Below are 22568 nucleotides of genomic sequence, written 5' to 3' on the forward strand. Positions count from 1 at the left end.
GGTTGGTCGGCCCCAGCCTCGCGGACTCGGGCCCCGTCCGCAATCCCCTTGTCGCTCCGGGCGGAGCCGAAGGGCCCCGGGGCGGGTGAGGGGGTCTCTCCCCGCCCCGGGGCCGCGGGGCCGCGCGGAGCGCGGGGGTCAGTATCCGCTGCCGGAGTCGTCATCGTCAGCGTCGTCATCGCCGGTGCCGTTGTCGTCTCCGGCGATCTCGCCGGTCGGGGTGACCGCGAACCAGACGTCGTCCACGCCGTGGCCGCTGACGTCGCCGGGGGCGTCGTCGGCGGCGTAGCGGTACAGCGCCCATCCGTTCAGGGTCACCTGGTCCAGCCGGTCCTCGCGCTCCACCGAGTCGAACAGGGAGGCGTCGAGGCCGTCGGAGAAGTCGAACTCCGACATCGCCAGGACCGGCGGCCAGATCTCGGCGCAGTCGTCGAAGCAGGTCGCCTCGGGCGGGTCGGCGGAGTCCTGCTCGAAGCGGTACAGAGTGAAGCCCTCGTCGTCGACCAGGACCTCACCCAGTTCGGGGTCCTGCCTCACCTGGAAGCCCAGCGGGCAGTAGCCCTCGGTCCAGGGCTCGTCCTGGGCCTTGGTGCCCGTCGGGCTCACGGCGTACCACTTCTCCTGCGCGCCCTCGCCGTTGGTGTCGCCGGGGGCGGCGTCGGCCGCGTGGCGGTACAGCGGCCATCCGCCCAGGGTCACCTGCTCGATGCCGTCCTCGCGGTCGATGCTGCCCAGTCGCTCGGCGCCCCCGGGGATCGTCATCTCCTCCGCCGCGGCGACCGGGATCCAGTCGTCGGCGCAGTCGTCGTAGCACGCCGACGTCTGCTCCTCGGGGGAGTCCTCGTCGAAGCGGTACAGGGTGTGTCCGGCGGCGTCGGTGACCAGCTCGCCGAGGGTCTCGTGCCCCCGCAGGGCCAGGTCCAGCACGGCGTCGGCGGGGTTGGCCTCCTCGGCACCGTCCTCCACGGGGGAGGACTCCTGCTGGGGGTCGGAGGCGTCGGCGCCGGCCGTGGTGTAGGGGTCGGCGACGCCGCACCCGGTGAGCAGGGCCAGTCCGAGCGCCCCGGCGGCCAGGGGGTAGAACTTCTTCGCACGCATGCTCCGCGTCCCTTCCAAGGTTTCCTGTCCCGGGCTGCGGTCAGAACCCGCGGGTGCTGAGTCCGGGCCCGAGGTCTCACGGTCACCAGGTACACGGATGCCTGCCGGATCCGGTTCAAACTTTTCTCGAAGGAATTCCCGCGGGGCCCCGGAAGGCGGAGCCGCGAGCCCGCCCGCGCACGCCACGCCCACGGCTTCGCCCGCACCGGTAGGGCGGGACAGTGAAGGAGGCCTCCCGTGGTCAGGGGCCCGGCCCCCACGCGCCGCCGCCCCCGAGAGCGCAGCTCATCGACCCTCGGCCTGCGCGACCCTGTGGCGGCTGCGGAGGGAGGCGCGGGCGATGCCGCGCACGGCGGGGGATCGGAGGCCCTGAGTTCCGTCCTGCCCGTCCTGCGCCTGGGCGAGGCCCTGCCGTCGAAGAGGGCGAGGGTCAGCGGGTGACGGCCAGGCCGTCCGAACGCCACTCCAGAACGCCCTCCTCCAGCAGCGCGGCGTCGCGGCCGTGGGCGCGCAGCAGGCGCACCGCGTCGTAGGAGAGCACACAGTAGCGGCCCCGGCAGTAGGCCACGACCTCGGTGTCGGCGGGGATCTCGGCCATGCGTTCGGCCAGCTCCTCCAGCGGGATGGACACTGCTCCGGGCAGATGCCCGGCTTCGTACTCCTGGCTCGGTCGCACGTCCAGGACCAGGGCTGTGCCGGCGGCGGCCGAGGCCAGCAGTTCCCGGCGCCCCACGAGACGGATGCCGTCGTGGTCCAGGTAGGCGCGGCGGGCGGCCTCCACCTCGGCCTGGTGGGTGTCGGCCACCCGGCACAGCACCGACATCAGCGCGGCGACGTCGTCCCCGGCCAGCCGGTAGAAGAGCTTGGTGCCCTCGGACCGGGCGGTCACCAGCCCGGCCTGGCGCAGCACCTGCAGGTGGGCCGAGGCGGTGGACAGCTTGAGCTCCACCGTGCGGGCCAGATCCTGGACGGGGCGTTCCCCCTGTGCCAGCAGTTCGACGATCTCCAGGCGTTTGCCGTGGGCCAGGGCCTTGCCCGTTCGGGCGATGGCGTCGTACAGGTCGGTCTTGCTCGCCACAGCGACTCCATAATTCCATGTATCTTTGGAATAGATACTAGGCGCAACGCGCGGCCGAGGAAAGGAGCTTCGCGGCTCCGCCGCCTGGCCGTCGCCGCGCACCGCCTACCGAAGGAGGCCGACGTGGGCGCCGAACTGGGCAACTCCCAGCGCGAGCACTGGAAGGACGTCTACGACCGCACCCCGCACATGTACGGCGCCGACCCCTCCGACGCCGCCAGGCACGCGCTGGAGGTGTTCACCGCGCGCGGCGCCCAGGAGGTGCTGGAGCTGGGCGCGGGCCACGGGCGCGACGCCCTGTGGCTGGCCGCCCGGGGACTGCGGGTGCACGCCGCCGACTTCAGCGCCACCGCCCTGGAGCAGCTCGCACGCTCCGCCGACGCACAGGACGTGGCGGATCGTGTGCGCGCCCACCTGCACGACGCCCGCACACCCCTGCCCCTGGCGGATGCCTCCGTGGACGGGGTCTTCGCCCACATGCTGCTGTGCATGGCCCTGTCCACCGACCAGATCCACGCGCTCATCGGCGAGATCGGCCGGGTGCTGCGCCCCGGCGGCGCGCTGGTGTACACGGTGCGCCACACGGGTGACGCCCACTACGGGACCGGGACCTCCCACGGTGACGACATCTTCGAGCACGGCGGGTTCGCCGTGCACTTCTTCGACCGCGACCTGGTCGGCGACCTCGCAGGGGGATGGGATCTCGTCGAGGTCGCCCCCTTCGAGGAGGGCGAGCTGCCCCGTCGGCTCTGGCGCGTCACCCAGACCAGGCCTGCACGCCGCTGAGCACCGCCCGTCCCGGGACCTTCAGCGGACGGGGCGGGGCGTCCCAGGGGGCACCGACGTCCTGGCCGACCACATCGCCCAGGACGGGCCCCTCCTGGGCGGCCGTGCGGTTCGTCCGCGGCGGTCCACGACAGCGGTGGGCGGAAGGGTCAGGACCGGGCCCCGTGCGGGCACGGGTCCCCGGCGGGGTGCCGCCTGCGCCCGAGCGCCCTGCCCTGTTCGGGACAATGCACAAACCGCGGGGTCAAGGATTGCCGCGGTTGCGGAGAGACGGCGGCCGGAATCTTGGCGAGGATGTGAGCTCGAACCAGGTGGGACGGAATCAGGATCCGGCCCACCGCGACGTCAGGAGCCACCCCCCATGCTCGCAAGACGATTGTTCGTTCCGCTGACCGCGCTGGTGCTCGCACTGGCCGGTTCCGCCGGTCCCGTCGGCGCCGCCGCCGCGCCCGCGCCCCTCGACACCGATCTCGGCACCGCGTCCGCCGGCGGGTACGGAGACCCCGGTCCGTACGACACCGCCGTGGACGTCGGCGCGGTGACCACTCTGTACTACCCGCGCGACATCGCCGACAGCGACCGCAGGCACCCCGTCATCGTGTGGGGCAACGGCACGTTCGCCTTCCCGGTGGTCTACCGGGACCTGCTGCTGCACTGGGCGAGCCACGGCTTCATCGTCGCGGCCGCCAACACCCCTCAGTCCAACCTCGGGATATCCATGCGGGCGGGCATCGACCTGCTCGAGCACAGGGACTCCGACTCCGGCAGTGAGTTCCACGACCGGGTCGACCTGGAGAACATCGGCGCGTCGGGCCACTCGCAGGGCGGCGCGGCCTCGATCGTGGTCGGTGACGACCCGCGGGTGGACACCGTGCTGCCGATCCAGCCCGGCCCCCTGGCCGACATCGACGACGTGGACGACCCGGCGCTGCTCCTGGCCGGGCAGCGCGACAGCATCGTCTGGCCCTGGCTGGTCAAGCGCTTCTACAAGGACGCCGACCACATCCCGGCGATCTACGGCGAGGTCCGCGGCGCCAACCACTTCACGGTGGTCGGGGATCCCGGGCCGTTCGCCGCGCCGACGACCGCGTGGTTCCGCCTGCACCTGATGGGCGACCAGGCGGCCCACTCGGAGTTCTTCGGACCCGACTGCGGCATCTGCACCGACTCCGACACGTGGTCGGACGTCCGCCGCAACGACCTGGCGACCAGTTTCCCGGCCGCCTAGTCACCCCTGAGACCGATACCGCTCCCGGCCCCGGTGGCCGGGAGCGGTTCGCTGATCGTCCGTCGAAAGGACACCGATGCACACCATCGCGAGCACCCGGCAGGGCAGGGTACGGGGCCTGGTCCGGGACGGGGTCGCGGCCTATCTCGGTATCCCCTACGCGGCGCCGCCCTTCGGCGCCCTCCGGTTCCGCGCCCCGGCTCCCGCCGAACCCTGGGAGGGCGTGCGGGACGCGCTGGAGTTCGGCCCGACCGCCCCCCAGCGCCCCTACCGGGCGCCGCTGGACCGGCTGATCCCCACGGTGGACGTCCCGGGGGACGGGTGCCTCAACCTCAACGTCTGGGCTCCGGACGGCGGGGAGGGAGGACGGCCGGTGATGGTGTGGATCCACGGGGGCTCGCTGCGCAACGGGTCCACGGGCCTGCCGCTCTACGACGGATCGGCCTTCGCGCGTGACGGCGTGGTGCTGGTGTCGGTCAACTACCGGCTCGGGGTGGAGGGCTTCGGGGTCTTCCCCGACGCGCCCGACAACCGCGGCCTGCTCGACCAGATCGCGGCGCTGAGGTGGGTCCGCGACAACGTCGCCGCCTTCGGCGGGGACCCGGACAACGTCACCGTGTTCGGCGAGTCGGCGGGCGCCATCAGCATCGCGGCCCTGACCACCAGCCCGCGGGCGAGGGGATTGTTCCGCCGGGCGGTCATGCAGAGCGGGCCGCCGCACACCGTCCCGCGCGGTGAGGGCGCCGAGGTGGTGCGGTTGATGGCGAAGGAGCTGGGGGCACCCGCCACGGCCGAGGCGTTCGCGGGGGTGGACCGGGAGCGGCTGCTGGACGCCCAGGACGCGGTCGTCGGCGGCGCCGACCCGATCGGCGGCGGGCCGGGCTTCCACATCGTGGTCGACGACGACGTGGTGCCCGCGGACCCCGGGCCCGCCGACGTCGATCTGCTGCTGGGCGCCAACCGGGAGGAGTACCGGCTGTGGTTCGTGCCGACCGGGGCGGTCGAGCGGGTCAACGCTCTGACCCTGCGGTTGGCGCTGCTGAAGTTCCGGATCCCGGGACGTGTGGCGCGGCTGTACCGGGCCGGCCGGCCGGGCGCCAAGCCGGGGGAGATCCTCGGGGAGATGGCCACGGACATGCTGCTGCGCGGCCCCCTGAACCGGCTGGCGGACTCCCGCCTGGCCACTTCGGCCACTTCAGGCTCTTCCACGCCGACGGGCCCTTCGACCTCTCCGGGCTCTTCCACGCCGACGGGCCCTTCGGCCTTTCCGGGCTCCCCGACCCCTTCCGCTCTTTCAGCCTCTCCTCCCTCTTCTGCCCCTTCATCCACTCTGGGCTCTCCCACCCCCTCCGCCTCTCCGGGCTCCTCCGGTCCAGGCCAGCGGCACCGGGCGCCCCGGACGTTCGTCTACGAGTTCGCCTGGCGCTCGCCGGTGATGGGTCTCGGCGCCTGCCACGCACTGGAGATCGGCTTCGTCTTCGACACCCTGCGCTCCAGCGAGGAGCTGACCGGTTCCGGCGCACCACAGCCGCTGGCCGACGCCATGCACCGGGCCTGGGTGTCCTTCGCCGTCTCGGGGGATCCCGGCTGGGCCGAGTGGTCGCGGCGGCGGCCGGTCAGGGTCTTCGACCATCCGGACCCGGGCGTGGCCCACGCACCGCGGGACGAGGAGTTGCGGGTGTGGCTCTGACGCGCGTCACCGGACAGCCCTGAGGCCGTGGTCGAGGTCGCTGTCGCGGCCGAGGTCGCGAGACCTCAGCTGAGCTCGCGGGCGGTGAGCGCCGCCTGGAGCAGGCGCGCCTCGGCGGGCACCGCGAGGTCCAGCCCGGTCAGCGCGCTCACCCGCTGCAACCGGTAGTCGAGGGTGTTGCGGTGGATGGACAGCGCCAAGGCGGTCTGGCGGCGGTTGTGCCCGTGTTCGACGAACAGCCGCAGGGTTTCCAGCAGGTAGGGGTGCTCCGCCAACGGGTCGAGCTTGGCGGCCAGTCGCGCGAGCGCGTCGCCGGGCCGGGCGAGCTGGTACTCCAACAGCACGTCGTCGAGGCGGTAGAACCCCGGTGGACGGCCGAGCCGTTGGACCAGGTCCAGCACGCGACCCGCCTCCTCCGCCGCCGCGGGGACGGCCGCGGGGTCGGCGGCGGGCGCGGCCGCGGCGAGCAGGGGGCTGCCCGCGTCGCGCGCCAGCGTGGCGACCAGGTCCGGCAGATCCGGTCGGCCCGGCAGCAGGGCGATCCCCGCGACGGGGTCCATCAGCACCGGAACGCCCGTGTGGGCGTCGAGTGAGGACTGCACCAGCCTGGTCGGCGGATCCGCGTCGAAGGAGAACGCCACGACCTCGTGCTCCTCGGCCACGGTGACCCCCGCCGCCTCCGCCGGTGCCGCGTACGGCCGACCCTCCAGGAGGGCGGTGAGCAGGGCGCGGCGCAGGCGCTTGTCCTCGCTGTTGAGGTCCTCCTGCGCCCGTTGGTGGGCGAGGACGACGGCGGGCATGGCCGTGTGCAGACAGGTGAGCAGGCTCGCGCCCGCCTCGGCCAGCTGATCGGGCTCCGCCGCCGCGGTCAGGCTCCGCCACCACTCCTGGGCACCGACGAGGTAGGCGGCGGTCACGGCCTCCAGGGGCACGCGCTCCTCCGCCCGGCGGGCCGACCACTCGATGAGCCGGGTCAGGTCGCCCGGCCTCACCCCGCCGCCCTCGCGCAGAGTGCGCAGCAGCAGGGCGTGCACGGCCGTGACCGAGCGCGCCACCTCGCCGTCGAGTACCTCGCGCGGCAGGTCACGGTAGTACGGCACCTCGGCCCCACAGCGCGCGATGACGGCCGCCGTGACGTCGGTGCTCAGCGCTGCCATCCGCGTGTGCAGGTCGGACACCAGCACATCGTCACACCGCCGAAACCCAGCCGTCAACAACGGGCCCGGACGAGTACCGCGACCGCGCGGCCGCGGCACGCCGGTGGCGCTCCGGCCCGCCGTCCTGGGCGCCGGTCCTCGCGGCCAGGACACGCCAGCGTTCGCCCATTGAGCACGCGTCCCGGCCGCGCGGCCCATGATCGACGGTGGCGAGACCTCGCCGTCCGGTCCTGCGCGTACCGGCCCCGGGAGTGCGACGGATTCGACGGGGCCGCGGCGGAGCGGGTAGCCAAGGGGTGCGGGGGCCGTGGAGTGTGGAGCTGACGGGAGGGTCGGGCTTGGTCTGGGACGTGGCGGTCATCGTGGGTGCGGCCGTGCTCCTGGTCGTGGGGGCCGGTCCGTTCACCCGGCTGGTCGACCGGCTGGCCGACCGCACCGGCATGGGCGAGACCCTGGCCGGGATCATCCTGATCGGCGCGGTGACCTCGTTGCCCGGCCTGATCACCAGCATCGTCGGCGCGGCCGACGGAGACGCCGCCTTCGCCATGAACAACGCCCTGGGCGGGATCGCCGCGCAGACCGTGTTCATCGCGCTGGCGGACCTGTTCTACCGGCGGGCGAACCTGGAACACGCGGCCGCCTCCGTGCCCAACCTGCTCGCACCGGTGGGGCTGTGCATCATGCTCGGCGTGGCGCTGGTGGCCGGCGCCGGTCCGCCGATCAGCATCCTGGGCGTCCACCCGGCGTCGCTTCTGATCGTCGGCTGCTACGTGTACTGGCTGCGCCTGTCACGCAAGGTCGGGGCGTCACCGATGTGGCTGGTGAAGCAGACGCACCGCACCCGCCAGGACGTTCCGGCCCCGGACTCCTTCGACGAGGGAGAGCCGTTGGCGTGGATGTGGGCGAAGTTCCTCGCCCTCGCCGCCGTGGTCGCCGTCACCGGCTACCTGGTGGGTGAGGCCGGGCTGTCGCTGGTCGAACGCACGGGGATGTCGAGCGGGCTGGTGGGCGCGCTCATCACCGGGGTGGTCACCTCCCTGCCCGAACTCGTGACGGTGCTGTACGCGGTCCGCATCCGCGCGCTGCACCTGGCGCTCGGCGACATCGTGGGCGGCAACGGTTTCGACGTGCTGTTCCTGTTCGCCTCCGACATCGCCTACCGGGAGGGGCCCCTCTACGCCGAGATGGACGACCGGGTGTACCTGTTCATCGGACTGGGCATCGTCCTCAACCTCCTGGTGGCCGCGGGCCTGATCCGCCGACAGGAGTCCGGGATCGGGTTCGAGGGGATCGCGCTGTTCGCCTTCTACGCGGCGGGCGCGGCCATGCTGGTCGGTCTCGGCTGACCCTGCGGGGCCCGGACCGGTCAGTCCTCGGCACCGTTTCCGGGACCAGTGCCGGGGTCGGGGACCACGCGCAGGACGGGCTTGGTGGAGCGAGCAGCGCCCTGCCGCCCGCCCGACCCCGGCCGGGCGACGAACGACAACCCGAACACCAGCGCGTTCAGCTCCGTCAGCGGCACGCACAGCTCGGCGGCGACCGAGGCGGGCGTCCGCCCCCCGCGGCGCAGCAGCGCGAAGACCTTGGGCAGGATCTGCGAGGTCTCCCGCGCGATCCCGTCCGGTTCGCCCGAGCGGTAGCCCAGTTCCGCGAGCCGCCGACAGGCCGCGCGGTACTCCCAGTCCGTGAGCAGGTCGAGGTCGTGCAGGCGGTAGGTCAGCGCCATCGCCGACACCCGCCAGATCCCCTTGGCCTTGAGGAGCTGGTCGACCTGGGCGCCCGAGGGCATCCGGCCGACGACGTCGGCGCGCGGCAGCAGGAAGGCGCTCGCGAACTGGTTGGCCTCGCGCTCGGCCTCCGGGCCGCTGGAGGGGCGCTCGTGGCCGTGCATGACCAGGTGCCCGAGTTCGTGGGCGGCGTCGAACCGGCCGCGCTCGCCGCTCTTGGCCGTGTTGAGGAAGACGTAGGGCACGGAGTCGCGCCAGAAGCTGAAGGCGTCGACGTCCTGGTGCTCGGTGTCCAGCGAGAACACCCGGACGCCGCGCGCCTCCAGCAGGTGCACCATGTTCGGCGCGGCGGCGTCGCCCAGTTCCCACAGGGAGCGCACCATCTCCGCGGCGGCCTCGGGGAAGGGCTTGCCGTAGGTGGGCACGTGCGGCGCGGGCAGGGTGAAGTGGTCGGTCAGCCAGTCGTTGAGCTCCACCCCCAGCGCGGCCTGCGCGCGCACCGCCCGCTGCTTGCGCAGGGACGTCTTGGTGCGGGCACGGAAGGCCACGGCGTCGGAGGGGATCTCCTCGATCTCGTCCGCGGCGAGGAACGCGACGGGGAAGCCGAGGGCGTCGGCGATCGCGCGCACCGCCTCCCGGGAGGGCTCGGCGTGGCCGTTCTCGTACCCGGACAGCTGCTGCTGGGAGACCCCGCTCATCCGCGCCAACCGCGCGAGGGTGAGTGCCCTGCGCTCCCGAGCGAGCCGGAGGCGTGATGGCGTGACCATGGTGTGTGCAGCCCTGTCGTCGTTCATGACCCGGCGGGAAGCCCGCCCGCCGGGCCGGTGGTCGTCAGCGGTCGTTGACCGGGATGCGGATCCGCTCCGGTTCCTCCTCCACTCCCGGGTGCGCCACGGTACCGATCTCCACGGTGGGGAGCGTGATGCGCTCGAACCAGCCGGTGATCAGGCCCTGGTCGTTCGGAGGGTGCGGACGAGACAGCTCACTATGCCAGAACACGCGGCCGTCCTCGCGGCCGGCGGCGCGGTGGACGAGGAACACCCACGTGCGCAGGTTCTCGTAGCCCTCCAGGTCCCCGACGTCCTGCACGGGGACCGGCAGCACGTCGTCGGGGAAGAGGCTGAGCTGGTCGGTCTCGTGCTCGCCGGTCAGCAGGAGGCGGCCGTTGAACCCGCGCGGGTTCTTGTTGCGCGGGCACGCCGCCAGCGGGTCGCCGGTGTTGTGGTCGCCCAGCAGGGTCTGGATGGCGACCGTGCGCCCGGGGTCGACGGTGAGTTCGATCTGGAGGAGGCAGGCGTTCTCCCAGCCGAAGCGGGTCTTCTGCTCCTCGCGGAGCGCGGCCAGGCGTTCGTCGTAGGCGCGCTGGCCGGGGGCGGTGCGACTGTGGTTGGGGGTGGCGCTGCGCCAGCCGGCCTCGCTCCGGCGCAGTGCCGTCTCCAGGACCTCCCAGGAGGTGCCGATCTGCCGCAGTCGATTCTCTCGGGCCAGTGGGTCGATGAGCACGGGGCCGCCTTTCGGGCTCGTCGGCTGGGGGGACGCCGCCTCGTGGTGGGACGAAGGTTGAGAGTCGGCACTCCCGGTCACCATCATCGGTCGGGGTGGTGACATTTCGCGGCTCGGATGCGGCGTCGATCCGGGGAACGAAGAACGTCCCGAGGAGCCGTGCGGCGTTGACGAAGGCGCCGACAGTCGTGCACCGCCGCATGGGCACCTCCTGTGGTCCGGCGTCGGCCTGACGGTCCGGCCGCACCATCCCGGACGACCGAGGCGGATGCCGATCCCGGCATCGACCTCGTCGCGGTCACCGGCGACAGTCTGGGCGAGGACGGGGCGGGCGCGACGGTGGTGCGGGGGCAGGTCCACGTCCACGCCGGCCGGACAGCGTGCTGACGACCGCCTGGCGTTCACCCTCGTTTCGGTGCGACACCCGCGTGCGCGACGAGCTCACTCATGCGGTGCCGTGGCGGAAGGCCACCGAGACCACGACTGTGTCGTCTCCGCCGTGTCCCGCGCTCACCAGCACGCGGTGGTCGCTCTGCCGGCGGGCCCTGAGCACGATCGGCGTGCCGGGAGCGAGCAGTGTCCGGGCTTGGAGGAGTTCCACCCGGAACGGTGGACCGGTGTCCTCCGGATCTTCCAAGAGGCGCTCGGAGAGATCGACCAGAGCCGTCAACAGGTAGGCCAGCGGAACAGCGGGAAACCCGGCGAAATGCCCCGCACACTGTTCGGCCCGCAGGTTCACCGCCGCCTGTGCCGTCGCTCCGGACACCGACACGTCGTCCAGCCGCAAAGGCGAACCGTAGGGAGAGGAGACGCTCTGTGCGGAGGTGGGGTCGGCCAGGTGCTCGAAGGTTCGGGCGAAGCTCTCCTCGTCGATGACCACGTAGTCGCAGTGCAGGTCGAACAGGGTCGTGTGTTCGGAGTCGTAGAGGAAGGCCGCGGCCGAGGCCGAGTCCGGTCTGCTGAGACCGCCGAGTGCGGTCACGTGCAGCTCCCGCGACGGTGTTCCCGGCGCGGGAGGGGTCAGGCGGCGCAGCCGTGCCTTGCGCGCCAGGTAGTAGCGACGGCCCGGGCCGGCCGTCGTGGCGGCCGCGCACAGACCCATGATGGGCAGGTGGCGAGCCGCTTCGATGATCGAGACCGGTCCCTCGGACGCGGAGGGAAACTCCGGGAGGAACGACGCGGTGGCGCACCCGGGCGTCGGGGAGGAGATGCTGTGCACTGCTCGGTACGGAGGGGAGACGCAGATGCGCGAGGTGATGTCCATATCAGGGAAACTCCTGTAAACGTGGAAATGGAACACAAGGTCGGGTGGAGTTCTATTGATCAATGAAGAAGGGCCATGGGTATGGCCTGCCACAGGGGCCGCCGCGGGCCGGGGCTCGTCGGAGTTTCTCGGCTACCTGGCCCTGCGCCGGTTCCGGAGAATCGCGAGGCGTTTCAGAGCGTTTCCGGAGTCCCGTCCTCGTCTGCCGCCCGATGCCGGTCGTCGGGCATGACCGGGAAACGTGATCGGGACGCGCGCTGATCGAGTGGGATGCCGAGCGCGTCCGCGAGCGTTTCCGGCTCCACCTCACCGATCAGGGACCGGCCGTGCGACCTCCAACGCGTGGAGGAAGCCGGTGCCCGCGTTCCCCGCGTCCATCACGGCCGCGTTCCGCGCCCTGACGTGTGCCCGGATGCGGCAGGCCACCGAGGGCCCGAAGCCGTTCGTCAGGAGGTAGCCCTGACGATGGGTCCGGCGTCCCCTGCCCACAGCACGGCGGAGGAGTGGGTATCCGCCTACTCCGGAAATGGCAACAGCCAACAGACTTCCAGATGCATGTGGGCTATCAACTTATGGACTTGACCGTACCCGAGTGTGGCGCATAAAACCTGCCATCCTCATCTGTTGCGCAAGGGGAATGTGGCTCGATTGTGGTTTTTGTTGCTCAGGCATAATAAGGTGGCGATATTTTTCCTCGGCGTCTATTTTCCATGGCCTGCCGGGGCGGAGGAGTCGCGGATCGGTTCGGTGCACGCCGAAACGACCACGGCGACTCCGGCCGCGTCTTCGACTCGATCAGCGAGATCAACGCGGCCCGCCGGCCCGATCACCGGCCGGTCGCGGTCACCGACCCCAACGCGATCGCCGAGCAGCAGGTGCGCCGACGGCGGCGACTGCGGGTCGAGGCCAGACGGATCGCCGCCACCGACGCCGGATACGCGCGGGAACTGGGCATCGGGCGCCCCGACCTGCGCGGGCTCTTCGACGACGGAGGCCTCGTCGACGTCAACACCGCGCCGGCCCACGTGTTGTCGTGCCTTCCCGGTATCGACGGCTCCACGGCACGGCGCATCGTGGAGCACCGGAGCACCTACGGGCGCCTGGTGTCGGCCGTGGAGGTCTCGGCGGTGTTCGGGCTCGACCCCAGGACGCTCCCGGAACTCGCCGAGTTCACCGTGTTCACGTGAGGCGGCCGCAGGCGTGCGCCGCGCGTGCTGACGTGATCGACCGGGCGACGGCCGGGGCGGAAGGGGAGCCGGTGGCGCGGTGGACGCCGTGACCCGCTTCGTGGGCGGGCCCTGGTCCCGCTGGTACCGGGTGCCGTGCGGGCGGGGGCGGCCGCCCGCACGGCGGGCGCGTCAGCAGCGGTCGTCGATGGTCCGCTGGACGGCCGACTTCTCCGTCGAGGTCACCGAGAGGCCGTAGCGGTACTTCACGTTGACCCAGGACTTGACGTAGTCGCAGTGGATCGCGGTGCGGGGCGGCAGCCACGACGCGGGGTCGCGGTCGCCCTTGGAGCGGTTGCTGGAGGCGCTGACCGCCCACAGCTGCGGGGCGTCGACGTCGTTGGCGAAGGCGCGCCGCTGGGAGGTGGTCCAGGTGTTGGCGCCGGAGCGCCAGGCGTCGTGGAGCGGCACCATGTGGTCGATGTCGAAGTCCGAGGAGTCACCGGTCCAGACGCCGTCGTACTCGCTGGACCAGCGGCCGGAGGTCGCGCGGCAGGAACCGTCGACCGAGACGGTGTGGCCGTCGCGGCGCAGCACGTACTCGCGGGCGTCGCACGGGGACTCGACGGTGACCCAGTGCGGGAACAGGCTGCGGTCGTAGCCGGCGCCGCTGTTCTTCGGGCGCACGGTCAGGGAGTCGAGCTGGGACTGGGCCGCAGAGGTCGACGGGATGCCCGGCGGGAGGACGTGGTGGGCGGAGGCCGGGGCGGCCCAGCCCAGGACGGCGACGAGGACGGCGGTGACGGCGAGGGCCAGCAGGCGGAGCGCGGTGGGTCTCGGGGGAAGGGGGAGAGGGGATGTGCGCAACGTGATTCCTCCGGTACGGGAGGCGGGCGTTCGGACACCCACACGATGATGGCTGTCGCCGCCCTCGGCCAGAGCCGTACGGTGAAATCGTCCCTACACCCGTGTTGCCGCCCGGTGTCCGGTCCGCTCGCGGCGGGGACCGGCACGGGGTGCCGGGAGGTGGGCGCGCGGGTCGGACCGGCAGGGCACGGATCCCGCGTTCCCCGGTGGGGGCGGGTCGGACCGGCGGGACGCTGGGGCGGGTCCTGTGCTCCCGGGCGAGGGACTGGGCGGGTCAGCCCGGGAGGACCATGCGGGGTCCCTGCGGCGGCTGCGGGCGCGGGCCCCACTCGCGGGGGTAGCCGAGGGAGACCTCGATGTGCGGCACGTCGTCGACGACGATGGTGCGGGGGATGTGCAGGTGCCCGTAGACGACCGCGCGGGCCCGGTAGCGCGTGTGCCAGTCGGCGGTCTCCTCGGTGCCGCACCACTGCGCGAACTCCGGGTAGCGCAGGATCCGGGTGGGCTCGCGAACCAGCGGCCAGTGGTTGACCAGCACCGTGGGCGTGTCCCGGGGCAGGGCGTCCAGGCGCGCGCGGGTCGCCGCGAGGCGGTCGCGGCACCAGGCGTCCCGGCTGGGGCGGGGGTCGGGGTGCAGGAGGTACTCGTCGGTGCACACCACCCCCGAGGCGTGGGCCACCGCCAGCGCCTCCTCCTTGGTGCTGGTGCCCTCGGGGCGGAAGGTGTGGTCGTAGAGGAGGAAGAGCGGGGCGACGACGACCGGGCCGTCGGGGCCGTGCCAGGTCGGGTAGGGATCCTCGGGGGTGTGCACGCCGAGGTCGCGCAGCGCGTTCACGAGGTAGAGGTAGCGGGCCTCGCCGCGCAGTTGGACGGGGTCGGCGGGCACCGTCCACAGGTCGTGGTTGCCGGGCACCCACACCACGGTGGAGAACCGCTTGCTCAGCAGTTCCATGGCCCACAGGATGTCGTCGGCGGTCTCGGCGACGTCCCCGGCCACCAGGAGCCAGTCGTCGTCGGACTCCGGTCGCAGGGCCTCGGTGAAGGCGCGGTTCTCCAGGTGCCTGACGTGGAGGTCGCTGATGGCGACCAGACTCATCTTCGCCCCTTCCGGCGGACTCCGGTGCGGTCACCCTATCCCCCGGGCCCCGCTGAACCGCGTGCCGGGCACCACCGCCCGTCCCGCACCGGGCACGGCCGCACGTCGGGCACGACCGCCCGTTCCGTGTGCCGGGCACGGCCACTTGTCCCGTACGCCGGGCGCGACCACCCGTCCCGCACGACCGCACGTCGGGCGCGAACACCGGGCACGGCCGCACGTCCCGCGTGCCGGGCACGACCGCCCGGCCGCGTGCGGCCGAGAGCCTGTCCGTGCCCGCCCGCCGGGCACGCGGGCGGTGCCGGGGCGGTGTCAGCGCAGGTGTGAGGCGCCGTTGACGTCCAGGACCGCGCCGGAGGACCACACCGCCTCGGGGGAGGCGAGGTAGCGCACGGCCGAGGCCACCTCCCGGGGCGTGGCGACGCGGCCGAAGGGGCTGTCGGCGCGTACCCGCGGGGTGAGCCGCTCGGCCACGCGCTCGGTCTCGACGAAGCCGGGCGCCACGGAGGCCACGGTGATGCCGTGCGGGGCCAGGGCGACGGCGAGGGACTGGCCCAGGGCGTGCAGGGCGGCCTTGCTCGCGCCGTAGGCGGGGTGGTCGGGCTCGCCGCGGAAGGCACCGCGCGACCCGACGTTGACGATGTGGCCGGCCGTGCCCGCGTCGATCATGTGCCGTGCCGCCACGTAGCTCGCGTTGGCGGCGCCGAGCACGTTGACGTCCAGCGTCGAGCGCCAGGCCCGCTGCCAGTCCTCGAAGGAGGTGGTGGCGACGGGGTGGGCGATGTTGACCGCGGCGTTGTTGACCAGCACGGCCAGCCCGCCCAGCTCGGCGGCGGCGCGCTCGACCAGGTCCGCGGTGGCGTCGGGGTCGCCGAGGTCGGCCTGGAGGAGGACGTGGCCCTCGCCGGGGAGCCCGGAGAGGGTGCGTTCGGCCTCGTCGCGGCGGGTCCCGCAGTGGACGGCGACCCGGTCGCCCGCTTCGGCGAACGCCGTGGCCACGGCGCGTCCGATGCCCCGGGAGGCCCCGGTGACGAGCACGCCGCGGCCGGACGGAGGCCCGCCCGGCGCCGGGGCGGCCGCCGCCCCGGGGGACGGTGAGGTGGAACGGGAGGAGTCATCCGATGATGGCATGCCCGGCATCCTAGTCGTCGCGCACCCGCGGTGGCGGTGCCCGCGTCGGAGGGGACCCGTCCGGCGGCCGACCGGGGCGACGGCCGAGGGGCGGGTCGGCCGCGGCCCGCACGGCTCAGTGCCCGGCCATCGACTCCTCCGCCTCCCGCGAGGCCGGGCAGCGGGCCCACCCGCGCACGTGGGCGACCGCGACGGCGGTGGCCGCGGCCAGGAACACCACCTGCATCGCGGTGCGCGGGAGGAGTTCCTGGTGCGGCGGCAGGTCCGTGCCCGTCAGAGCCAGATGGACGTTGGCGGGGAACATCGCCACGAGCAGGACGGCGAGCCCGGCCGCCGCCCAGGGCGCCGTCCGCGACCACAGCAGTGCGGCCGCGCCCGCCAGTTCCAGCACACCGGTGACCGTGACCAGGAGTTCCGGCGCGGGCAGTGCGGGCGGCACCATCGCGACGAGTTCCTCGCGCATCCCCACGAAGTGGACCACGCCCGTGAGGGCGAACATCGCGGCCAGACCGCCGCGCAGGGCGACCGGCCACGGGCGCAGCCGGTGGACGCCGAGCGCTCCGGCGGACCAGAGGACCAGAGTGACGCCGACGAGGGCGATGAGGGGTTCCATGGTGACTCCTTCGCTAACTTTCCATTGGAAAGATATGAGCACGAGCGAATCTTGTCAATGGAAAGTCCCGGCGGGGGTCGAGCGCCCGGAGGGCTCGGGCAGCGCCGGCCCGTGCGCCCGGACCCGAGTACGGCCCGGACGCCGCTGACGTGCCGCCTGGCAAGGCACGGCGATGCCGGGGTCCACGCGCGGCTGGGCGCCCCCCGGGGAAGGTCCCTCCCCCCGAGACTCCGCCGCGGAGAGCACACGCGCCTTCCGGGACGCGTCGGACGGAAGGCCCTCGACTCGCGCACCGCCGTGGGGAGCACGCGCGCCTCCGGTGGCCCCTCGGGCACGGGGCCAGGCACCGCTGTAGGGAGCACGCGCCCCTCATGCCCGCAGGGCCGCCCTACCCCTCGGCCGGGCCGCGGTCCAGGACCCGGACGGCCGCCGCGGCCGTCGCCGGGTCCGGGTGGTGGCGGGCCAGGGCGCCCAGGACCCGCGCGGTGTCGGGGTGCTCGGACTCCCACAGGCGCACGGGGTCGGCCAGGAGCAACCGCTCGATACCCGTGGTGTCGTCGGCGTCGAGCAGGAAGCGGATGCCCGCCTCACCACCGGCCATCGACGCCGCGAACATGTCGATCACCACCCAGGGGCCGAACTCGGACATGATCTCGTCGATCTCGTGCTGGGGCAGCATGCGCGAGGTGAGCAGCACGATCGCGGCCAGGCTCACCACCGCGGGCCGCGCGGAGTGCAGCAGCGCGCGCAGCTCGTGCTCGATCTGCGAACTGGTCGCGTTCAGCACCTTGGTGCCCGCCCACCGGCGCTGGGCGTGGTCGGGGCCCGAGACCACCGACGCGATCTCCCGCAGCGCCCGCGCGGGGGTGCGCCGGTCCAGCCAGGGTCCGACCGCCGTGAGCTGGCCCTCGGCGGACAGGGTGGCCAGGGTGTCCAGGAACTCCGCCGCGTCGGCGTCGGCCAGGTCGCCGATGAGCGGAGCGGGCACACCGACCTCCTGGAGCAGTCGGCGCACCCCGTACCGGCCCAGCGGCGTGAGCTCGACGACGGGGCCGTCGTCGGCGTCGGCGGGAGCGGGCAGGAGGACGGCACCGGTCGTGGCCAGCTGGCGCAGCGTGTGCAGGAGCAGGTCCTCGGCCTGGGGGCGCAGGCGCTCGGGCAGCGCGCTGACCGCGCCGGGGGCGAGCAGGACGTCGCGCACCAGGGTGTCCAGGGGCGCCCTGCACCCGTCGGGCGCCTCGTACAGGTAGCGCAGCACGTTGGGCAGGAGTTCGGGCCCGGAGGTGCCCGGTTCGGGGGCGGAGCCGCCCTCGCTGTCGCCCCGCGCGTACTCGAAGGTGTTCTCGAAGACGCGGGTCCACCAGTCCAGGACGTGCTCGGGGCCGCGGGCCAGGGCGCGCAGATCCGGGCGCGGGCGCGCGAGGCCGTCGTCGAGCACCACCAGGCCCAGGCCCACGGCCGTCTCCCAGGGGACGACGAAGTCCACGACGTCGCCGCCGGCGGCCGTGTGCTCCAGCCACGCGGTCCGGCGGTCGGGGGAGTGGGCGAGGGAGTGCGGCCACAGACCGAGCCGCTCGACCGCGTCGCGCACGTCGGCGAGGGCGGGGAGCCCGTGCGGTGTGACCGGTGTGGAGGGGGAGCACCACAGGGCCAGGCCCAGGGCGTCGCGCAACCGGGCGGTGCGCAGGGCCGCGTGGGCGAGCTCCCGCGGGGGCGGCAGTGACACGGGCCTGGCGGAGATCTGGCGGTGGCCCGGGGCGGGCGGCTCGTGCGCGGGCATGGGGCCTCCCGGATTCTGACGGCACGGCGGTTCCCCTTCTTCTATCGCTCCGGTGCGGGCCCGTGGGGCGGTTTCGCCAGGATCGGTCCGAGAATCACCAGGGGCCCGGGCCCCGGCGCGAGTGGGCCGGGCCGGGGTGGGGCAGGATGGCGCCATGGGCGAACTGGTGCTGATCAGACACGGGCAGACCGAGTGGAGCAGGCAGCGGCGGCACACCGGCCGCACCGATCTGCCGCTGACCGCGGAGGGTGAGGCGCAGGCCGAGGCACTGCGTCCGCTGCTCGCCAAGCGGGACGTCGGACTGGTCGTCACGAGCCCTCTGACCCGTGCCGTGCGCACCGCCGAGCTGGCGGGACTGCACGAGACCGCGGTCGACCCGGACCTGGCCGAGTGGGACTACGGCGGCTACGAGGGCATCACCACCGCCGAGATCCAGCGCGACCGCCCGGGCTGGAACCTGTGGCGCGACGGCGTCCCTCCCGGCGACGCCGAGCACCCGGGTGAGCTCGTGGAACAGGTGGGGGAGCGGGCCGACCGGGTCCTGGCCCTGGTCACGGCCGAACTCGACGCCGGTGGTCCCGACGTGGTGCTGGTGGCGCACGGGCACGTGCTCCGGGTGCTCACCGCCCGCTGGCTGGGCCTGCCCTCCTCGAAGGGCGTGCTGTTCCGGCTGGACACCGGCAGTCTGAGCACTCTGAGCCGGGAGCACGACCGCCCCGTCATCGCCTCCTGGAACACGGGCCGCTGAGTCCGCCGCCCGATCGCGGCGAAGGCGGGGCCGCGGCCCCGCCGGCCACCGGGTCCGGCGCTCGGCGCCGTGGACCGGAAGGCGAAGGGGCGGGCGCGCGGATGTCCGTTCGTGGTGATAGAACACCAGGCGAAACGTTCACGTTCGCACGAACACTCCGAGAGAACACAGGCATCCCCCATGTCACCACGCAAGCGCGCCGCCCTGGGTGCGGCCGCCCTGACCGCGCTCACCCTCACCGGATGCGCGCAGGTCCTGGAACAGGCCGACCGCTTCCTCCTCGAACAGGGCGGCCACATGGTCGGCGCCGTCGACTTCGACGAGGTCGACCGCGACGACCCCTTCTCCGGGAGCCCCGCCGCCGACTACGGCGTCGGGTTCGACACCCCCGAGGCCGCCGCCGAGGGCGACTTCACGGCCGAGCAGGTGGAGTGGGCCCAGGACCGCACCCAGCTGTTCCTGGAGACGGTCTACCTCGACACCGACGCGGTCTTCGATGAGGACAACAGCGAGTTCACCGGTCTGCTCACGGGCCAGTCCCTGGAGTGGTACATGGACAACCTCGGGCACGAGGACCCCGAACTCGACAGCCGGCACCTTCCGTTCAACCTCACCCCCGGCACGGCCGAGCTGATCGGCGACGAGATCCGCGTCGACGGCCGGATGTGGGCCGAGCAGGCGCAGGACCCGTACGGCCAGGACTACCTGGCCGTACGGACCGAGTACGTCGTCGTCTACCCGATCGCCCGCCCCGGCGCACCGGTGTCGACGCGCCTGGTCGTGACCCACCTCGGGGAGGTCTCCTTCCACGACCGCGGGGACGGCACCCTGGAGGCGTGGCCGAACTGGAACCGCGGGGTGGCCCCGGCGCACTGCCTCCCCGACCAGTTCACGTTCACCCCCTCCTTCCCCGACGAGAGGCCCGAGGGCGAGCAGCCCCGGGGGAGGACGCAGGACGCCTACGACCTGGAGGACACCCGCGAATGGCAGGGGTGTGCTTCGGTCGAGGGCACCTGATCCCGTGACACCCGCCCGCTGCGCCGGAGGCGGAGTCCGGCTCGCGGCCGGCCGCGGCCCGGGGAGGCGGCCCCGGGAGGCGGCCCGGGGAGGCGGCCCGCCGAGGTGCGGCGAACGCCCGCTCACGGCGGTCCGATCAGGTTGAATGTCGTCCATGATCGTGCGTCGAATGCTGCCAGACGAGATGACCGCCGTCAGCGACCTGCGAGAGATCGCCTACCGGGCCGATCGACTGCTGGACGCGAGCCCGACCTACGCCGAGGCCCTGCGGCTCCTGGGAGCCGACGGGCACGGCGAGGTCCTGGTGGCCGCGGACGGTGACCAGCTGCTGGGAACGATCATGTTCGCGCCCTGGTCGGACCGCAGCGAGCTCGCCCGCGGAGCCGACGAGGCGGAGGTGCGCGCGTTCGCGGTGGGCCCCCAGGCGCGGGGGCGGGGGGTCGGCCGGGCCCTGGTGAACGCGATCGTGGACCGCGCCCGGCAGGAGGGCGTCTCCCGGCTGCTGCTGTCCACCCAGCCCGCGATGGTCTCCGCCCAGTACGTGTACCGGGCACGCGGCTTCACCCGCGTGCCCGAACGCGACTGGTCGCCGCTACCGGGCGTCGACCTGCTGGCCTACGAGCTGGTGCTCAAGGACTGACCGCGCGGCCTCGGCCACCTCCCCGCCCAGCGCGCCCTCGGCGCAGCGGGCGAGCACGGCGTCGGCGACCGGGTGCCCGGTCAGCCAGACGGCCCGGGCGAAGTCGCGGGCGTGCGGCGCGTACCGCTCCCCGTCCTCGACCGGGAGCGGCAGACCCGCGTCGAGCAGGAGCGCGTAGTCGTCCAGCACCACCCACGCCGCCTGGTGGGAGGTGGGCGGCTCGGGCGCGGCACCGAGCAGGCGGCGCGCCCAGCCGCCCAGCACCGGGTGGTGGGTGTACAGGCTCAGCATCGGGAACAGGTCCGCCTCCAGCACGGACAGGTGGGCGGCGACCCGGGCACGGCGGCGCCAGGACTCGGGCGCGGCGCCGGCCTCCCAGAGCTGACGGGCCGCGGTGGCGGTGTCGCGGGCGGCGGTCCAGCGTTCGAGCAGCGTCGCGGTGTCCACCGGCCGCCCCTGCTCCACCAGGGCGAGGGCCTCGTCGGCGCTCATCGCCCCGACCGTCGGGGTGAGCGGTACGCGGGCGCCGGAGTGGCGGAGGCGGCCGACCATGAAGTGGTCGCCCAGCGGCGTGGTGCGGAAGCCGGGGCCGTCGCGGGCCACGGCGCCCAGCTCGGCCAGGGTCTCCAGCACGCGCCGTACCGCCTGCTCCGGGTCGGTGCCGTGGTCGCCCAGCACCACGGCGGGCCCGTAGGCGTCCACGACCTCGGCGGGTGTGCGCAGGTCGCCGCAGACGAAGAGGTTGGTGAGTACGAGGAAGGCCGCCATGCCGCGCAGGCGGGTCATGGCCAGCAGCGCGCCCGCCCAGGCGTCGGCGACCGCCCCGGGCTCGCCGTCGGCCCAGGCCCGCGCGGTGGGACCGGGCAGGACCCGGGTGTAGGTGGTGCGCAGCAGTCCGGCGTCGCGGGCGATGGCGAACAGCTCGCGGACCCGGTCGGGGTCCAGGTCCAGCGCGGCGGCGGCCTCCTCGGTGTCGGCGGCGGTGAGGGCGTCGTCGTCGCGGTCGGGGTCCAGGTCGAGCCCGCGGTCGGCCCAGACCGTGAGCCGGGCCGCGTCGGCCAGGACGGCGCACGAGCGCGCCGCCGCGTCGAGGTCGCCGGGCCGGGTGCGCAGGACGGGGCGCAGCGGCTCGGGCTCCCCGTCCTCGCCGGCGCCGAGCCGGTGCAGCAAAGGGAGCGCTCCCTCCTCGACGGGGTCGGGGCGGTGCGCGGGGCCGTCAGGCTCGGAGCTGTCGGGCTCGGGGCCGCCGGGCTCCAGGTCGACGGTGGCGATGGCCGAGCGCAGGCGGCGCGGACTCTCGGTGCACACCAGCTGGCCGGTGTCGACCAGGAAGTCGCACCAGGTCAGCCAGGCGGGGCGCAGGTCACCGGACACGCCCGTCCAGTGCTGGACGGTCCGGGCGATGTCGTCGACGTCGCTGACCGACCAGTCCATCGGGTCGGGGGAGCCGGCGTCGAGGTGGGCCGTCAGGAGGAAGAGGAGGGCGTCGGGGTCCGGGGCGAGCGGCGGATCGAGGGCGCGGGCCCAGTCGAGGCAGTCGTGCACGACGGAAAAGATGCGCTCAGTCATTGTCTCATCACCGAATGTGAGTCGCAGATGTCGCATCAGCGTAACCCCGCCCGGTCCTCCTCCGTGGCCGAACGCCGAAATCGTTCGGGTTCGCCCCCGGGGCCGCCCGGCGCGGACCCGGGCCCGCCGCCGTCGCCGGGTGCGCCCCGGGCCCCGGGCGGAGTCCTTCGCGAGTCCGCCGCCCGCGCCCGAGCGGGCGCCTCCGGCGGGTGCGCCCGCCCTCGGCGAGGGCCGCACCGCTCGTGCAGGTGAGGAGGGGCGCCGCGTTTTCGAGAGGCGTTCCACGGGCGCTGACAACGGTGGCGGAAAGGCTCGACAAACGCCGGGAGAACGCGTTTACCCGTTTCCCGGAATCGTCGCGAGTGACAGCTCGACGGAGAATCGAACCATAGTTCGGGTGACCGAAACCG

The 22568-nt window shown here is 73.5% G+C and carries 21 protein-coding genes; 9 read left to right on the forward strand and 12 right to left on the reverse strand.

All coding sequences use genetic code 11. The features are described 5' to 3' along the window. Nucleotides 1-138: 138 nt before the first annotated feature. Entirely contained in the window at nt 139-1098 is a 960-nt protein-coding gene (locus ADL05_RS05805; RefSeq protein WP_053615827.1) for a hypothetical protein, read from the reverse strand. Nucleotides 1099-1335: 237 nt separating this feature from the next. Between ADL05_RS05805 and ADL05_RS05810 the strand changes: the two genes are divergently transcribed. Next, nucleotides 1336-1539, forward strand: coding sequence for a hypothetical protein (locus tag ADL05_RS05810; protein ID WP_053615828.1), 204 nt, complete (start codon nt 1336-1338; stop codon nt 1537-1539). Here the strand turns inward: ADL05_RS05810 and ADL05_RS05815 are convergent. After that, complete coding sequence (locus tag ADL05_RS05815) at nt 1529-2176, reverse strand: metalloregulator ArsR/SmtB family transcription factor (protein ID WP_053615829.1); 648 nt, start codon at nt 2174-2176, stop codon at nt 1529-1531. The genes ADL05_RS05810 and ADL05_RS05815 overlap by 11 nt on opposite strands. Before the next feature lie 123 nt (nt 2177-2299). Between ADL05_RS05815 and ADL05_RS05820 the strand changes: the two genes are divergently transcribed. From ADL05_RS05820 to ADL05_RS05830, 3 genes are all read left to right on the forward strand, one after another. After that, nucleotides 2300-2962, forward strand: coding sequence for a class I SAM-dependent methyltransferase (locus tag ADL05_RS05820; RefSeq protein ID WP_231640619.1), 663 nt, complete (start codon nt 2300-2302; stop codon nt 2960-2962). 361 nt (nt 2963-3323) lie between these two features. Then, nucleotides 3324-4190: an acetylxylan esterase gene (locus tag ADL05_RS05825; RefSeq protein ID WP_053615830.1), complete on the forward strand. Its 867-nt coding sequence runs from the start codon at nt 3324-3326 to the stop codon at nt 4188-4190. A 76-nt stretch (nt 4191-4266) separates the two neighbouring features. Then, nucleotides 4267-5880, forward strand: a complete 1614-nt coding sequence (locus ADL05_RS05830; protein ID WP_053615831.1) for a carboxylesterase/lipase family protein — start codon at nt 4267-4269, stop codon at nt 5878-5880. Between the two features lie 65 nt (nt 5881-5945). Here the strand turns inward: ADL05_RS05830 and ADL05_RS32245 are convergent, their stop codons facing one another. Continuing rightward, nucleotides 5946-7058 carry a helix-turn-helix domain-containing protein gene (locus ADL05_RS32245; RefSeq protein WP_156365730.1) on the reverse strand — a complete coding sequence of 371 codons (1113 nt, stop codon included), beginning with the start codon at nt 7056-7058 and terminating at the stop codon, nt 5946-5948. A 317-nt stretch (nt 7059-7375) separates the two neighbouring features. Between ADL05_RS32245 and ADL05_RS05840 the strand changes: the two genes are divergently transcribed. Continuing rightward, the gene (locus ADL05_RS05840; RefSeq protein ID WP_231640620.1) at nt 7376-8383 is read left to right on the forward strand and encodes a sodium:calcium antiporter; all 1008 of its coding nucleotides are present in this window, start codon (nt 7376-7378) and stop codon (nt 8381-8383) included. A gap of 20 nt (nt 8384-8403) precedes the next feature. On the opposite strand, the gene ADL05_RS05845 is transcribed toward ADL05_RS05840, so the two are convergent. The 3 genes from ADL05_RS05845 to ADL05_RS05855 all read right to left on the reverse strand — a co-directional run bounded on the left by ADL05_RS05845 (nt 8404) and on the right by ADL05_RS05855 (nt 11531). Next, nucleotides 8404-9558 carry an ImmA/IrrE family metallo-endopeptidase gene (locus ADL05_RS05845; RefSeq protein WP_231640621.1) on the reverse strand — a complete coding sequence of 385 codons (1155 nt, stop codon included), beginning with the start codon at nt 9556-9558 and terminating at the stop codon, nt 8404-8406. Between the two features lie 37 nt (nt 9559-9595). Continuing rightward, nucleotides 9596-10267, reverse strand: coding sequence for a hypothetical protein (locus ADL05_RS05850; protein WP_053615833.1), 672 nt, complete (start codon nt 10265-10267; stop codon nt 9596-9598). A 445-nt stretch (nt 10268-10712) separates the two neighbouring features. Then, nucleotides 10713-11531 carry a hypothetical protein gene (locus tag ADL05_RS05855; RefSeq protein WP_053615834.1) on the reverse strand — a complete coding sequence of 273 codons (819 nt, stop codon included), beginning with the start codon at nt 11529-11531 and terminating at the stop codon, nt 10713-10715. A gap of 710 nt (nt 11532-12241) precedes the next feature. Between ADL05_RS05855 and ADL05_RS05860 the strand changes: the two genes are divergently transcribed. Continuing rightward, nucleotides 12242-12718 carry a helix-hairpin-helix domain-containing protein gene (locus ADL05_RS05860; protein WP_053615835.1) on the forward strand — a complete coding sequence of 159 codons (477 nt, stop codon included), beginning with the start codon at nt 12242-12244 and terminating at the stop codon, nt 12716-12718. Nucleotides 12719-12889: 171 nt separating this feature from the next. Here ADL05_RS05860 and ADL05_RS05865 read toward each other — a convergent pair whose 3' ends face one another. The 5 genes from ADL05_RS05865 to ADL05_RS05885 form a co-directional block, all read right to left on the reverse strand. Beyond that, nucleotides 12890-13564, reverse strand: a complete 675-nt coding sequence (locus ADL05_RS05865; RefSeq protein WP_053615836.1) for an HNH endonuclease family protein — start codon at nt 13562-13564, stop codon at nt 12890-12892. A gap of 274 nt (nt 13565-13838) precedes the next feature. Then, nucleotides 13839-14660 carry a metallophosphoesterase gene (locus ADL05_RS05870; protein ID WP_053615837.1) on the reverse strand — a complete coding sequence of 274 codons (822 nt, stop codon included), beginning with the start codon at nt 14658-14660 and terminating at the stop codon, nt 13839-13841. 312 nt (nt 14661-14972) lie between these two features. After that, nucleotides 14973-15800: an SDR family NAD(P)-dependent oxidoreductase gene (locus ADL05_RS05875; protein WP_156365731.1), complete on the reverse strand. Its 828-nt coding sequence runs from the start codon at nt 15798-15800 to the stop codon at nt 14973-14975. Between the two features lie 106 nt (nt 15801-15906). Next, nucleotides 15907-16404, reverse strand: a complete 498-nt coding sequence (locus ADL05_RS05880; RefSeq protein WP_053615839.1) for a DoxX family protein — start codon at nt 16402-16404, stop codon at nt 15907-15909. Nucleotides 16405-16792: 388 nt separating this feature from the next. Next, a complete protein-coding gene (locus tag ADL05_RS05885) occupies nt 16793-18184 on the reverse strand; it encodes a hypothetical protein (protein WP_231640622.1) in 1392 nt (463 codons plus the stop codon). Between the two features lie 154 nt (nt 18185-18338). On the opposite strand from ADL05_RS05885, the gene ADL05_RS05890 reads away from it, so the two are divergent. The 3 genes from ADL05_RS05890 to ADL05_RS05900 all read left to right on the forward strand — a co-directional run bounded on the left by ADL05_RS05890 (nt 18339) and on the right by ADL05_RS05900 (nt 20589). Then, complete coding sequence (locus tag ADL05_RS05890) at nt 18339-18932, forward strand: histidine phosphatase family protein (protein WP_053615840.1); 594 nt, start codon at nt 18339-18341, stop codon at nt 18930-18932. Nucleotides 18933-19112: 180 nt separating this feature from the next. Next, complete coding sequence (locus ADL05_RS05895) at nt 19113-19949, forward strand: hypothetical protein (RefSeq protein ID WP_053615841.1); 837 nt, start codon at nt 19113-19115, stop codon at nt 19947-19949. 184 nt (nt 19950-20133) lie between these two features. After that, nucleotides 20134-20589 (forward strand): GNAT family N-acetyltransferase, encoded by a 456-nt coding sequence (locus ADL05_RS05900; RefSeq protein WP_053615874.1) that lies wholly within the window; start codon nt 20134-20136, stop codon nt 20587-20589. Here the strand turns inward: ADL05_RS05900 and ADL05_RS05905 are convergent. After that, on the reverse strand, nt 20542-22158 hold the full coding sequence (locus ADL05_RS05905; RefSeq protein ID WP_053615842.1) for a hypothetical protein: 1617 nt from the start codon (nt 22156-22158) through the stop codon (nt 20542-20544). The two genes, ADL05_RS05900 and ADL05_RS05905, sit on opposite strands and share 48 nt — an antisense overlap. Nucleotides 22159-22568: the final 410 nt, after the last annotated feature.

It is taken from the genome of Nocardiopsis sp. NRRL B-16309 (assembly GCF_001279585.1).
Taxonomy (GTDB): domain Bacteria; phylum Actinomycetota; class Actinomycetes; order Streptosporangiales; family Streptosporangiaceae; genus Nocardiopsis.